At 42.7% G+C, this 12,872-nt stretch carries 12 protein-coding genes; 7 read left to right on the top strand and 5 right to left on the bottom strand.

The genetic code is table 11. From position 1 onward, the window contains the following. Positions 1 to 17: 17 nt before the first annotated feature. The 5 genes from pyrI to ACGHVY_RS08300 all read right to left on the bottom strand — a co-directional run bounded on the left by pyrI (position 18) and on the right by ACGHVY_RS08300 (position 3,296). Positions 18 to 479 carry an aspartate carbamoyltransferase regulatory subunit gene (gene pyrI / locus ACGHVY_RS08320; RefSeq protein ID WP_308746118.1) on the bottom strand — a complete coding sequence of 154 codons (462 nt, stop codon included), beginning with the start codon at positions 477 to 479 and terminating at the stop codon, positions 18 to 20. After that, positions 476 to 1,417 (bottom strand): aspartate carbamoyltransferase, encoded by a 942-nt coding sequence (gene pyrB / locus ACGHVY_RS08315; RefSeq protein ID WP_308746119.1) that lies wholly within the window; start codon positions 1,415 to 1,417, stop codon positions 476 to 478. The genes pyrI and pyrB overlap by 4 nt, the downstream gene beginning before the upstream one ends. Before the next feature lie 103 nt (positions 1,418 to 1,520). Beyond that, positions 1,521 to 2,309 (bottom strand): DUF4373 domain-containing protein, encoded by a 789-nt coding sequence (locus ACGHVY_RS08310; RefSeq protein WP_390598341.1) that lies wholly within the window; start codon positions 2,307 to 2,309, stop codon positions 1,521 to 1,523. Positions 2,310 to 2,332: 23 nt separating this feature from the next. Continuing rightward, positions 2,333 to 2,671, bottom strand: a complete 339-nt coding sequence (locus ACGHVY_RS08305; protein ID WP_308746121.1) for an SH3 beta-barrel fold-containing protein — start codon at positions 2,669 to 2,671, stop codon at positions 2,333 to 2,335. A gap of 214 nt (positions 2,672 to 2,885) precedes the next feature. Beyond that, positions 2,886 to 3,296, bottom strand: a complete 411-nt coding sequence (locus ACGHVY_RS08300) for a DUF4119 family protein (RefSeq protein ID WP_308746122.1) — start codon at positions 3,294 to 3,296, stop codon at positions 2,886 to 2,888. A 135-nt stretch (positions 3,297 to 3,431) separates the two neighbouring features. On the opposite strand from ACGHVY_RS08300, the gene ACGHVY_RS08295 reads away from it, so the two are divergent. From ACGHVY_RS08295 to ACGHVY_RS08265, 7 genes are all read left to right on the top strand, one after another. Then, the gene (locus ACGHVY_RS08295) at positions 3,432 to 4,379 is read left to right on the top strand and encodes a tyrosine-type DNA invertase cluster 3b (RefSeq protein ID WP_308746123.1); all 948 of its coding nucleotides are present in this window, start codon (positions 3,432 to 3,434) and stop codon (positions 4,377 to 4,379) included. 343 nt (positions 4,380 to 4,722) lie between these two features. Then, positions 4,723 to 5,295 carry a UpxY family transcription antiterminator gene (locus tag ACGHVY_RS08290; protein WP_390598338.1) on the top strand — a complete coding sequence of 191 codons (573 nt, stop codon included), beginning with the start codon at positions 4,723 to 4,725 and terminating at the stop codon, positions 5,293 to 5,295. A 51-nt stretch (positions 5,296 to 5,346) separates the two neighbouring features. Beyond that, positions 5,347 to 7,275, top strand: coding sequence for a polysaccharide biosynthesis protein (locus ACGHVY_RS08285; protein WP_390598336.1), 1,929 nt, complete (start codon positions 5,347 to 5,349; stop codon positions 7,273 to 7,275). A gap of 16 nt (positions 7,276 to 7,291) precedes the next feature. Continuing rightward, complete coding sequence (locus ACGHVY_RS08280; protein ID WP_390598334.1) at positions 7,292 to 8,125, top strand: polysaccharide biosynthesis/export family protein; 834 nt, start codon at positions 7,292 to 7,294, stop codon at positions 8,123 to 8,125. Between the two features lie 9 nt (positions 8,126 to 8,134). Next, complete coding sequence (locus ACGHVY_RS08275) at positions 8,135 to 10,561, top strand: GumC family protein (RefSeq protein ID WP_390598332.1); 2,427 nt, start codon at positions 8,135 to 8,137, stop codon at positions 10,559 to 10,561. A 17-nt stretch (positions 10,562 to 10,578) separates the two neighbouring features. Beyond that, entirely contained in the window at positions 10,579 to 11,670 is a 1,092-nt protein-coding gene (locus tag ACGHVY_RS08270) for a polysaccharide biosynthesis protein (RefSeq protein WP_390598330.1), read from the top strand. Further along, complete coding sequence (locus tag ACGHVY_RS08265; protein WP_390598328.1) at positions 11,670 to 12,872, top strand: capsular polysaccharide biosynthesis protein CapF; 1,203 nt, start codon at positions 11,670 to 11,672, stop codon at positions 12,870 to 12,872. Before ACGHVY_RS08270 ends, ACGHVY_RS08265 begins: the two co-directional genes overlap by 1 nt.

Raw genomic sequence — 12,872 nt, 5'->3', positions numbered from 1 at the left:
AAATGGCAAGTTGAAAATTAAATGATTGTAATCTCCTCACGTTTCTGCTCTTTCTCGCAATAATGACATTTCACGATGCAGTTATCCTTGTCTATCACATGGAATAACGTAGACATCGGCTCATTGTTCGTGATGCATTTCGGATTGGCGCATTTCACGATTCCGCAAAGCTCGTCCGGCATTTTCACTTCCTTCTTTTCCACTACCTCATAGTTGCGGATAATGTTCAACTTCACGTTCGGGGCGACTACCGAAATACGGTTAATCTCCTCATCACAGAAAAACTTGTCCGCAATCTTGATGATACCTTTCTTTCCCAGCTTCTTGCTGTCGAGATTGAAACCGATGGTAATATTGCTTTTCATTTGCTCCACGCCGAGCAGTTGCACTACGGTAAAGAGCTTTTCAGACGGGATATGGTCAATCACCGTCCCGTTTTCCAGGGCGGCTACTTGCAGTTCTTGTTTATTTTCGCTCATAATAAAATATCGTTTTTAACGTCATCTAATGTGATACCTAACACATCGCAAAGAATCGCTTCGCGGGCATACAGACCGTTCTGTGCCTGTTGGAAGTAATATGCTTTCGGATTATCGTCCACATCGTAAGCAATCTCGTTGACACGTGGCAGCGGGTGCAATATACGCAGGTTCGGACGAGTATTTTCCAGCATCTTGTTGCGGAGGATATACACGTTCTTCACCCGTTCATATTCCATCAGGTCGGTGAAACGTTCGCGTTGCACACGGGTCATATACAAAATATCGGCATCAGCGATAATCTCTTCGGAGAAGTCCGTATGTTCAACGTATTTTATCTGGTGAGTCTTGCAATAGAGTTTGTATTCTTCCGGCATTTTCAGCTCATCGGGAGCGATAAAGTGGAAAGTGGGGTTGAAGTGGCGCATTGCCATCAGCAGTGAGTGTACGGTACGTCCGTATTTCAAATCGCCTACCAGGAAAATATTCAGGTTCTCCAGCGTACCCTGCGTCTTGTAGATAGAGTAGAGGTCGAGCATGGTCTGCGACGGATGCTGGTTGGCTCCGTCTCCTGCATTGACAATAGGCACCGGAGCTACTTCGCTGGCATATCGTGCCGCTCCTTCGAGGTAGTGGCGCATGACGATAATGTCCGCATAGTTACTCACCATCATAATCGTGTCTTTAAGTGTCTCCCCCTTGGAAGAACTGGTTGCTTTGGGATCGGAAAATCCGATAACCCGTGCGCCGAGGCGGTTGGCGGCAGTTTCAAAACTCAGGCGGGTGCGGGTGGAAGGCTCGAAGAACAGGGTTGCTACAACCTTTCCTTGCAATAACCGGCGGTTGGGGTTCATTTCAAACTGCTTCGCCATTTCGAGCATGTAGAGGATTTTTTCTTTAGAATGTTCGGCAATGGTTACTAAACTTCTGTTTTCCATTTTGTTATATTTTATGTGGATAGAACTTGTTTTACCGGAGTGTAAAGGTACGAAGAATTTGTGAGAAGCACAGATTTTTCGCACCTTTTTTATCACCTTTTTATCAGCCGGCTTGTTTCCGTCCGCCGGCTAGCACCGCAATGATATATTTCCCCGGCGCCCCGATTTTGTTCCAGGACGTATTGGAAAGCAGTTTCCACACCTGCGTGCCTTTCCTGCCATAATCCGACAGCCGGAGAATCGTCTGCCTTTCTTTCGGATTCGTCACTTTATGGTATTCCAGGCTTTCTATTAGTCCGGCTATGTTGTGTGTAGCCTGATTGTAGGCATACCCCGGAATTTCAAACGAGGCATCGCTTATTTCTTCTTCCTCAAGATTTAGTTTAGTTTGCTTTAGTTTAGTTTGTCCGGAAATGTCCTCATTATCCGGGTTCGCGTCCTCTTGAGTCGAAGAAATGTCTGCATTTTCATTGTTCATCACCTCCTTTTGTTTCCCCTTTCTCCTTTTTGTCTCTAATATATAAGGTAATTGGGAAAAGTCTATTTTCCGCCGTGTGGTTGCTTCGAACCATACTTCCTGAATCCGTTCCGAGGTCAGTACACCATATTGCTCGTAAGTTTCCTTATGGAAAAATCCCTTTTCCAATAGCAGTCCCATAATCCTTTCCATCATTTCCTCATTAATTCCTCCGCCCACTTTACGGACGAAAATCAGGCTTTGTTCTTTTCCCCAAGAGATGTAATATCCCTCTTTATAGATTTTGCAAAGTAATCGCAGAACGACATAAGAGGCTAAAACGCCAAATTTTGCTTCCAGCAATTCCATAACTTCTTCATCGAAAAAGTTGGCCGGTGTAGGGAAATAGGAGATTCCTTTGTTTATCATACTCATAGTTCAATATGTTTTACTTTGAATTAAACGACTGCTTTCCATCCCATCAGGTTGCTGATTCTGAATCTTCTCCATCCGTGTTGTTCCTCACTCCAGTAGACAACAGACTCCTGCTTTACTGTTAACTTGAACTCCCGATGAAAGAATTTTTCGTATCCTACCAGAGTGCCTTTCTCCAGGCAGAATGTTCCGTCCTGTTTCTGAAAAGCTATCATTACATTTCCATACAACATGTGTTTTACCAGTTCCATGCACTTCTGTACAATCTTCTCCGCATTTATTTCTGAAATTCCTTTTTCAGCGGCAATACGTCTTTTCCATATTGACATACAGTCATCAGACCTTTTTTTATTTCTTTTCATTGTTTAAATTGTTTAATTATAAATTCATGTTTGTTTTAGCAAATTTCTTCCTTTCGGGATAATGACGGTATACTGCAGATATAGCGTCACTATCCTCGCCTCATAGTGACGCCATCACGACCGGATAGCGTCACTATTTTTAGGGAAAAAGTTTACTGTTTTTCAGCCGGTTGAAAACGGCGGCAAAAGTAAAGTTTGCATCTCACCTGCACAATTATTTTTGTAAATACTTATTAGAACCTTTCTCTTTAGCTTGTCTTTCCTTTTCTTCCCGCTGCTCCCGGAGAATTCCTCTGATTACGGATAACTCAGTCTCTATGCTGCTGATTTCCATTAACTTATACCCACCTTGCTTTGGGACGTACAAATGCTCTTTTTCATGGATTTGCTTGGCTAAATCTTTTAGCTTTTTTGAGTATCCCATATGGACTTCTCCTTCGTCCAACTTTTGTAGATATACTGTGAAAAGTGCCGTTTCATCTCCGGTCAGTCCGCCTCTTTTTTCCAGTTCTTCCTCACTGATGATTTCAGTTCTCTTACGTCTGTCGCCGCTTTTTTTCTGATTTTTGGCATTGTTTTTTACTCGTGTTTTCGTTTCTCTTTTGGATGTTTTTTTACTAGCCATAATTGCTAATTTTTACTGTTGTTAAAAATATAAAATATTAAAATATACTTTGGTAAGTGTGCTATAAAGCTGCAAAAAGATTCGTTTTTTTGCCGCTTGCCAAATGGTATATATATAAAATAACTAGTGATGCAAATGACAAGTAAAAATGGATTTAGCCGGTGTGGAGAGCTCTACATCGGTCGTTTGCGAGAGGAGGGTCGCCATTCCACAGCGCATGTCTACAAGAACGCCCTCTTTTCTTTCAGTAAGTTCTGCGGCATATCCAATGTGTCGTTCAGACAAGTCACCCGTGGACGTTTACAATGCTACGGGCAGTATCTTTATGAGTGTGGCTTGAAGCCAAATACGATTTCTACGTATATGCGTATGCTTCGTAGCATTTACAATCGGGGAGTGGAAGCAGGGAATACCCCTTACGTGCCGCGATTGTTTCATGATGTTTATACGGGAGTCGATGTCCGTCAGAAAAAAGCTTTGCCGCTTGACGAATTGCACAAGCTTCTGTATGAGGATCCGAAGTCGGAGCGTTTACGTCGTACGCAATCTATTGCCGTCCTGATGTTCCAGTTTTGCGGGATGTCGTTTGCCGACTTGGCTCATCTGGAGAAATCTGCTTTGGACAGTAATGTGCTTCGGTACAATCGTATCAAGACGAAGACTTCTATGAGCTTGGAAGTACTGGACAGCGCCAGGGAAATAATAAACCAACTTCGGAATAATCGGGCTTCTTTGCCCAATTGTCCTGATTATCTTTTTGATATTCTTCGTGGGGATAAGAAACGGAAAGATGTGGCAGCTTATCGGGAATACCAGTCTGCTCTTCGTCGGTTTAATAATAGCTTGAAAGAGTTGGCGAGGGCGTTGCACTTGAAGTCTCCGGTCACTTCCTATACGCTTCGTCATTCTTGGGCTACTACTGCCAAATACCGGGGAATTTCGATTGAAATGATTAGTGAATCATTGGGGCACAAATCTATAAAGACCACGCAAATCTACTTGAAAGGTTTCGAACTTGAAGAACGTACAAAGGTAAATAAAGGGAATTTATCTTACGTAAGGAACTACTGTGCTAGCAGATAATTATAGTGTAATGTATTGGTAATCAGTGATAATAATTACCCGTTACTTCTTAGGTAACGGATTTAAATTTGACGCAAAGATAGACAAAAACATAGATAGCATACAAATATTTCTTCACTTTTTTTAGTTTCATCTGAAACATAGGGCAAAAAACTACCCGAACATGAAATCGTAGATTTTTCATGTTCAATCATTTTTATTGCCTAATCCGAAGAATCTTCTCGTTGATTATTAGGCATTTTTATCTTTTTTCCCCTGTCTATGTGTGTAATTTCCTTTTTCATTGTTGTATGTGACTTATCCGTTACCTAAGAAGTAACGGACAAATATGGGGTAAAAAAACATGATTTTAACAAAAGCAAAATCAGTAATTGCTGGGCCTAGTAATGGGACAGGGGAAGGCGTAGCACACTCTAAACGCTGGTATGTAGCTTTGGTTCGTATGCATCACGAAAAGAAAGTTGCAGAGCGTTTGACAAAAATGGGGATTGAAAATTTTGTTCCGGTTCAACAGGAGGTTCACCAGTGGAGTGACCGCCGTAAAGTTGTTGAATCAGTGCTTCTTCCAATGATGGTGTTTGTACACGCTGATGCAAAAGAACGCAAAGAAGTTCTTTCCTTTTCTACAGTAAGTCGGTATATGATAATGCGTGGTGAGAGCAGTCCGACCGTGATTCCTGATGAGCAGATGGCTCGTTTCCGTTTTATGCTTGATTATTCAGAAGATGTTATTTCCATGAACAGTGCTCCCTTGGCACGTGGTGAAAAGGTTCGCGTCATCAAAGGTCCTTTGACGGGACTTGTGGGTGAACTTGTCAATGTTGATGGCAAGAGTAAGATTGCCGTCCGGCTAAATATGCTTGGATGTGCTTGTGCTGACATGCCAATGGGGTATGTAGAACCAGTGAAGCCTTGATTTTAATTTCTGATTGCATCTCTGATACACAATAATTTCGTTTATACTATCATGGAAAAAACATTAAGGGGTATAGCTCAATACGCTCGTAAGAACTATTTGAGTTATTGGATCATTTTGGGTATTGATACGATGGTATCTGTCTTATGTTCATTGGTCGCTTATGCCGTTATTCATTATATGGCACATGTTCCGATGAGTGATTGGGTACTTTGCCAGTTGGTTGGCGTTTCTTTGGCGGCAAGTGTTGCCGGATCTTTACTGTTTCACACCTATCGAAATACTATCCGTTTTTCTCAGGCACGCGAGCTTTGGCGTATCATGTGCGCTGTATTATTCAAGATAGGATGTTTGTCCGTGATTTCTTTTTGGATTATATCCGACACACAACTGCTTGATAATTATAAAGTCTCCTACCTTCTGTTTGACGGTCTGTTGACGCTGGCTGCGCTGATCGTCTTTCGTGTTTCGCTTATCATCACTTACGATCTTTTGTTGGATTGGGTAAATAAAAAGAATACACGTATCCTTATTTATGGCGTTGACGAAGAGAGTGTGGCTTTGAAGTTGCGTCTCCGTGACAGTGCACATTATAAGGTCGCAGGCTTTTATGTTTATGGCAAAAACAACAGCCGTCGTCACTTGGCAGATCTTCCTATTTATTATTTTGAGAACGAAGCGGATGTTGACTATATAATACGTAAACGTGGTATTAAGGGTATTCTGTTTGCCCGTTATGAGGATACCCGTCTGGAGGAGAACCGTCTTTTGGAGTATTGTAAAAGCAATAAGCTTAAAACTCTGATTGCTCCCACTATCAGTGAGGCGGATTCCAATGGTAATTTCCACCAGTGGATACGTCCCATTAAGATTGAAGACTTGTTGGGACGTGCTGAGATTAATATCAATCTCCGTCAGGTTGCAGAAGAATTCAGAGGGAAAACTATATTGGTGACAGGTGCTGCCGGTAGTATTGGTAGTGAGCTTTGTCGTCAATTGGTACAAATGGGTATTCAGAAACTTATCATGTTCGATTCTGCTGAAACTCCCTTGCATAATGTCCGTCTTGAATTTGAGAAGAATTATCCTACTATAGATTTTATTCCGGTGATTGGCGATGTTCGTGTAAAAGAACGCGTACGTATGGTATTTGAGATTTACCATCCTCAAATTGTCTTTCATGCTGCTGCTTATAAGCATGTGCCTTTGATGGAGGAAAACCCTTGCGAGGCTGTACTTGTCAATGTTACCGGTTCACGTCAGGTAGCTGATATGGCTGTGGAGTATGGTGCAGAAAAAATGATCATGGTCTCTACCGATAAAGCAGTTAATCCTACCAATGTGATGGGATGTTCCAAACGTCTGGCAGAAATCTATGTGCAGAGTCTGGGTTGTGCCATTCGTGAGGGTAAAGTGAAAGGTCATACCAAATTCATCACTACGCGCTTTGGGAATGTATTGGGTAGTAACGGTTCTGTTATTCCCCGTTTTAGAGAACAAATAGAGAATGGAGGCCCTGTTACTGTCACTCATCCTGACATTATTCGCTTTTTCATGACTATTCCTGAGGCTTGCCGATTAGTAATGGAAGCCGCTACGATGGGAGAGGGTAATGAGATCTTTGTCTTTGAAATGGGGAAGGCTGTTAAGATTGTGGATTTGGCTACCCGTATGATTGAACTGGCGGGTTATCGTCCGGGAGAGGATATCAAAATTGAATTCACAGGCTTACGTCCGGGTGAAAAGCTTTATGAAGAAGTATTGAGTGACAAGGAAAATACGATTCCTACCGGGAATAAGAAGATTATGATAGCTAAAGTACGTCGGTATGAATATGCCGATATTCTTGATACGTACACAGAGTTTGAGAGACTTTCCCGTGCTGTAGAGATAATGGATACGGTCAGACTGATGAAGAAAGTAGTGCCTGAATTCAAGTCGAAGAATTCTCCGCGATTTGAGGTACTGGATAAAGAATAATAAACTAGAATATATTATGAATACATCATTTTACATTGCTACAAGTATGCAGATAAAAGCTAGGGGAATACTTTCCTGCTTAGTTGCCATCTTTCTGTTTGCTTCCTGCCAGTCCTATAAGAAAGTTCCTTATTTGCAGGATTCTGAAGTGGTGGGACAGGCTGTCCAACAGGAAACTCTGTATGATGCCAGGATAATGCCGAAAGATCAGCTTACTGTTGTTGTGTCATGTACCAACCCTGAACTGGCGGCTCCTTTCAACCTAACGGTGACTGGTTCTGCCGGTATGACTGCCGGAAACTCACAGAGTGCTTCCCAATCCTCCCAACAGACTTATCTGGTAGATAATGAGGGTAATATCAATTTTCCCGTATTGGGAATATTGAAAGTTGGTGGACTGACCAAAAAGGAAGTGGAGCAAATGATAATGGAGAAGCTGAAACCTTACATCAAAGAAACTCCGATTGTTACCGCCCGTATGGTCAACTATAAAATCTCCGTATTGGGTGAAGTTGCCAGTCCCGGTACATTCACTATCAGCAATGAGAAAGTGAACCTGTTGGAGGCTTTGGCCATGGCAGGTGACATGACGATTTATGGAATGCGTGACAATGTAAAATTGATTCGTGAAGATGCTGACGGTAAGCAGCAGATCATAACGTTGGATTTGAATAAGGCTGAAACTCTGCTTTCCCCTTATTACTGGTTGCAGCAGAATGATATTGTATATGTGACTCCGAATAAGGCGAAGGCCCGTAATTCGGATATCAGCAACAGTACGAGTATTTGGTTCTCAGCTACATCTATCTTGATTTCATTAGCAAGTTTATTAGTAACAATCTTCAGATAATAACATCATATGATTGAGGAAAGAAAAGAAAAAACGGGAGTACAATCTGAAGAGCAGATCAATATTCAGGAAATCCTTTTCCATTATCTGATTCATTGGCCATGGTTCGTAGCTTCGGTAATAGTCTGTGTTGCCTTAGCATGGGGGTATTTACGTTTGACAACCCCCATTTATAATGTTTCCGCCACAGTCCTGATCAAGGATGAGAAGAAAGGCGGTGGTGCGAATATGTCATCCGAACTGGAAAAGATGGGGATGAACGGTTTTGTCTCCTCATCGGGTAATATAGAGAATGAAATTGAAGTTTTGAGTTCCAGAACATTGGCAAGGGAGGTGGTCAGTTCTCTGGGATTGTTCGTGACTTATATGGACGAGGACAGGTTTCCCAAAAAGGAACTGTATCGCACTTCTCCTGTCTTAGTGAGCCTGACTCCTCAGGAAGCGGATAAACTTCCTCAGACAATGGAAGTAGATATGTCCTTGCAACCTTCCGGTGTGATGGATGTACAGATTAAGGTGGGAGAAAAAGAGTACCGGAAACGTTTTGAGAAATTGCCTGCCGTACTCCCGACCGATGAAGGTACAATTGCTTTTTTTGCGAACAACGATACCTTGTCATCACTTCGTCCTGAGAGTGTAACAAAAGAACGCCATATCACGGCTTATATTAACAGACCTTTTTCTGTAGCGAAAGGATACGCCGGTTCCCTGTCAATAATCCCTACCTCGAAGGCTACTTCAGTAGTAACCGTTTCACTTAAAAACTCCAATACCCAACGTGGTAAGGACTATATAGACAAGCTGCTTGAAATGTATAATATCAATGCCAACAATGACAAGAATGAGGTGGCTCAGAGAACAGCCGAGTTTATTGACGAACGTATCGGTATTATCTCAAAAGAACTGGGCAGTACAGAGCGTGATTTGGAGAACTTCAAGCGTAGCGCAGGTATTACGGATTTGACAAGTGAAGCCCAAATAGCCTTGGCTGGTAATGCCGAATATGAGAAGAAACGCGTGGAGAATCAGACTCAGATTAATCTTGTCATGGATTTGCAAAGATATCTGCAGGGTGCCGAATATGAAGTGTTGCCTTCGAATGTCGGTTTACAGGATGCTAGTGTAGCGGGAGCAATTGACCGGTATAATGAAATGGTGTCCGAGCGTAACCGTCTGTTGCGTACATCGACTGAAAACAATCCGGCAATTGTAAATCTTAATGCCAGCATCCGTGCGATGCGTGGCAACATACAGACCACTTTGGATGCAATGCTGAAAGGTCTGGAAATTACGAGGGCGGATTTAGCTCGTGAGGCAGGCCGCTATTCTCGTCGTATCAGTGACGCGCCCACTCAGGAACGTCAGTTTGTTAGTATTGCCCGCCAGCAGGAAATCAAGTCTGGCTTGTATCTGATGTTACTTCAAAAGCGTGAGGAGAATGCCATTGTTTTGGCTGCTATAGCCAATAATGCCAAGATTATTGACGAGGCACAGGCGGACGGCGCTCCAATTTCTCCGAAGCGGAGTACGATTTATCTTGCGGCTTTGGTATTTGGAATAGGTATTCCGGTAGGTATCATTTATCTGATTGGTCTGACCAAATTTAAGATAGAAGGTCGTGTAGATGTTGAAAAACTGACTTCGCTTCCTGTTATTGGTGATATTCCATTGGCAGATGAAAAGACGGGTTCTATTGCCGTATTTGAGAATCAGAACAATTTGATGAGCGAGACTTTCCGTAATGTCCGTACCAATCTTCAGTTCATGCTTGAAAATGGCAAGAATGTAATTTTAGTGACCTCTACAGTGAGTGGTGAAGGGAAGTCTTTTGTATCCGCTAATTTGGCTATCAGTCTTTCTTTGTTAGGCAAGAAAGTTGTAATTGTAGGGCTTGATATCCGTAAACCGGGCTTGAATAAGGTCTTCAACATACCTAGAAAGGAGCATGGTATTACCCAGTTTCTGACTAATCCTGCTATAAATCTGATTGATTTGGTACAGGCTTCTGATATAAACAAGAACTTATATATTCTTCCTGGTGGTACAGTTCCTCCTAATCCGACAGAGTTATTGGCTCGTGACGGATTGGAGAAAGCTGTTGAAACACTTAAGAAGAGCTTTGATTATGTGATATTGGATACGGCTCCGGTAGGTATGGTAACAGATACTTTGCTAATAGGACGTGTGGCGGATTTATCCGTCTATGTATGTCGTGCTGATTACACCCGTAAGGCAGAGTTCACTTTGATTAACGAACTTGCCGAAAACAATAAACTGCCTAATCTCTGTATTGCCATCAATGGTTTGAATCTTCAGAAGAAGAAATATGGCTATTACTATGGTTATGGTAAATATGGCAAATACTATGGCTATGGTAAACGATATGGTTATGGTTACGGTTATGGGGAGCATAAGGTAAAAAACAAGACTAATTAATAAAAAATATCAAAGATATGTCAGTGTTTAAAGACAAAGTCCTGTTAATCACAGGTGGTACAGGTTCATTCGGTAATGCCGTACTCCGTCGTTTTCTCACAAGTGATATCAAGGAAATCCGTATTTTTTCACGGGATGAAAAGAAACAGGATGATATGCGTCACCATCTTCAGGCACAGCATCCCGAACAGGCGTCAAAGGTGAAGTTTTATATTGGTAATGTTCGTAACCGTGAATCTGTGGATGTTGCGATGCGTGGAGTGGACTATGTGTTTGCTGCTGCCGCTTTGAAACAGGTGCCTTCCTGTGAATTCTTCCCTATGGAAGCGGCCATGACCAATGTGATGGGCACAAGCAATGTGCTGCTTTCAGCCATTGATCACGGCGTGAAGAATGTAGTCGTTCTTTCTACTGACAAGGCGGCTTATCCCATCAATGCCATGGGGATCTCCAAAGCTTTGATGGAAAAGGTGGCTATTGCGAAGGGACGGGAATTAGGTGAAGGTGCTCAGACGACTATCTGTTGTACCCGCTATGGCAATGTAATGGCATCGCGTGGTTCGGTTATTCCTTTGTGGGTGGAACAAATCATGTTGGGTAAATCCATAACCATTACCGATCCCAATATGACCCGTTTCATGATGACTTTGGATGATGCGGTAGACCTCGTTGTCTATGCCTTTACCCATGGTCACAATGGTGACCTTTTCGTACAGAAGGCTCCTGCCGCCACCTTGGATGTGCTTGCTGAAGCTTTGAAGCAGATTTATTCCAGGATTGATCCTAAATACGGTGAAACCGAGGTTAAGATCATCGGTACCCGTCACGGTGAAAAACTCTATGAGACTTTGGTTACCCGTGAGGAAATGGCAAAAGCTATTGATTGCGGCAACTACTACCGCATTCCTTGCGACACTCGTGACCTCAACTATGACAAGTTCTTTGTGGAAGGTAATGAGAAGGTTTCAGCAATTGAGGACTATCACTCTCACAATACCGCACGTCTGGATGTTGAGGGGATGAAGGAACAGCTTATGCGCTTACGTTTCATTCAGGAAGATCTCGGTTTAATAGAGCGTGCAAAGTCTAAAGAAATCCGTTCAGAATAATGAAGATATTGGTTACAGGTGCCAAAGGTTTTGTAGGAAAGAATCTTTGTGCCGAACTCAACAATATAAAGGAAGGAAAGGCCCGCTGTTATGGCGGTCTTGTTATTGACGTTGTTTATGAGTATGACATAGACAGTAGTCAGGAGGAACTGGATGCTTACTGTTCTGACTGTGACTTTGTTTTCAATTTGGCAGGTGTAAACCGTCCCAAAGAGAATAGCGAGTTTATGAGCGGCAACTTCGGCTTCGCGTCAATGTTGCTCGATTGTTTGAAGGCTCATAAGAACAATTGCCCCGTGATGTTGTCAAGTAGCATCCAGGCAACCCTGATTGGCCGTTACGGTACCAGCGATTACGGTAAGAGCAAGTTGGCGGGTGAGGAACTGTTCTTTGAATATGGTAGAGAAACAGGTGCCAGAGTATTGGTCTATCGTTTCCCGAATCTCTTTGGCAAATGGTGTCGTCCTAATTATAACAGTGCGGTTGCCACATTCTGCAACAACATCGCCAACGACCTTGCCATACAGGTTAATGATCCCGGTGCAGAGCTTGAACTTCTTTATATTGATGACCTTGTAAAAGAAATGATAAATGCTTTGCAAGGTGAAGAACATCATTGTGAGTTTGACGGTGTGGAGACAGTCCTTAATGCTGACGGGCGTTACTGTGCTGTGCCTACTACCCACAAAGCAACCCTTGGTGAAATCGTTTCGTTACTCGAATCCTTTAAGGCACAGCCCCAAACATTGGTAATGCCCGAGATTCCCGGGAACTCATTCGCCAAGAAACTTTATAGTACCTTCCTTAGCTATTTACCCCAAGAAAAGGTAATCTTTCCGTTGAAGATGAACGTAGATGACCGTGGGAGTTTCACCGAGTTACTGAAGACAATGAACTGTGGTCAGTTTAGTGTGAACATCAGTAAGCCCGGTATTACCAAGGGGCAGCATTGGCATCATACGAAATGGGAGTTTTTTATTGTTGTATCGGGTAAGGCTCTCATTCAGCAACGCCGGATAGATTCTGACGAAGTGTTGAATTTTGAGGTTAGCGGTGATAAGATAGAGGCTGTACACATGTTGCCCGGCTATACTCACAATATCATAAACCTCTCTGATACTTGCGATTTGGTAACCCTCATGTGGGCCAACGAGGCATTTGACCCCAATTGTCCGGACACTTATTTCTTACCCGTAGAATAA

This window comes from Bacteroides sp. f07 (assembly GCF_042854785.1).
Classification (GTDB): Bacteria; Bacteroidota; Bacteroidia; order Bacteroidales; family Bacteroidaceae; genus Bacteroides.
The sequence above is the reverse complement of the archived record's forward strand: the minus strand, read 5'-3'. Positions and strand labels throughout refer to the sequence as shown.

Coding starts and splice junctions, on each gene's coding strand:
- ACGHVY_RS08300 (WP_308746122.1), bottom strand. CDS start 3,296: ATGGCTAGTAAAAAAACATCCAAAAGAGAAACGAAAACACGAGTAAAA.
- ACGHVY_RS08305 (WP_308746121.1), bottom strand. CDS start 2,671: ATGAAAAGAAATAAAAAAAGGTCTGATGACTGTATGTCAATATGGAAA.
- ACGHVY_RS08295 (WP_308746123.1), top strand. CDS start 3,432: ATGACAAGTAAAAATGGATTTAGCCGGTGTGGAGAGCTCTACATCGGT.
- ACGHVY_RS08285 (WP_390598336.1), top strand. CDS start 5,347: ATGGAAAAAACATTAAGGGGTATAGCTCAATACGCTCGTAAGAACTAT.
- ACGHVY_RS08265 (WP_390598328.1), top strand. CDS start 11,670: ATGAAGATATTGGTTACAGGTGCCAAAGGTTTTGTAGGAAAGAATCTT.
- ACGHVY_RS08290 (WP_390598338.1), top strand. CDS start 4,723: ATGATTTTAACAAAAGCAAAATCAGTAATTGCTGGGCCTAGTAATGGG.
- ACGHVY_RS08270 (WP_390598330.1), top strand. CDS start 10,579: ATGTCAGTGTTTAAAGACAAAGTCCTGTTAATCACAGGTGGTACAGGT.
- pyrB (WP_308746119.1), bottom strand. CDS start 1,417: ATGGAAAACAGAAGTTTAGTAACCATTGCCGAACATTCTAAAGAAAAA.
- ACGHVY_RS08280 (WP_390598334.1), top strand. CDS start 7,292: ATGAATACATCATTTTACATTGCTACAAGTATGCAGATAAAAGCTAGG.
- pyrI (WP_308746118.1), bottom strand. CDS start 479: ATGAGCGAAAATAAACAAGAACTGCAAGTAGCCGCCCTGGAAAACGGG.
- ACGHVY_RS08310 (WP_390598341.1), bottom strand. CDS start 2,309: ATGAGTATGATAAACAAAGGAATCTCCTATTTCCCTACACCGGCCAAC.
- ACGHVY_RS08275 (WP_390598332.1), top strand. CDS start 8,135: ATGATTGAGGAAAGAAAAGAAAAAACGGGAGTACAATCTGAAGAGCAG.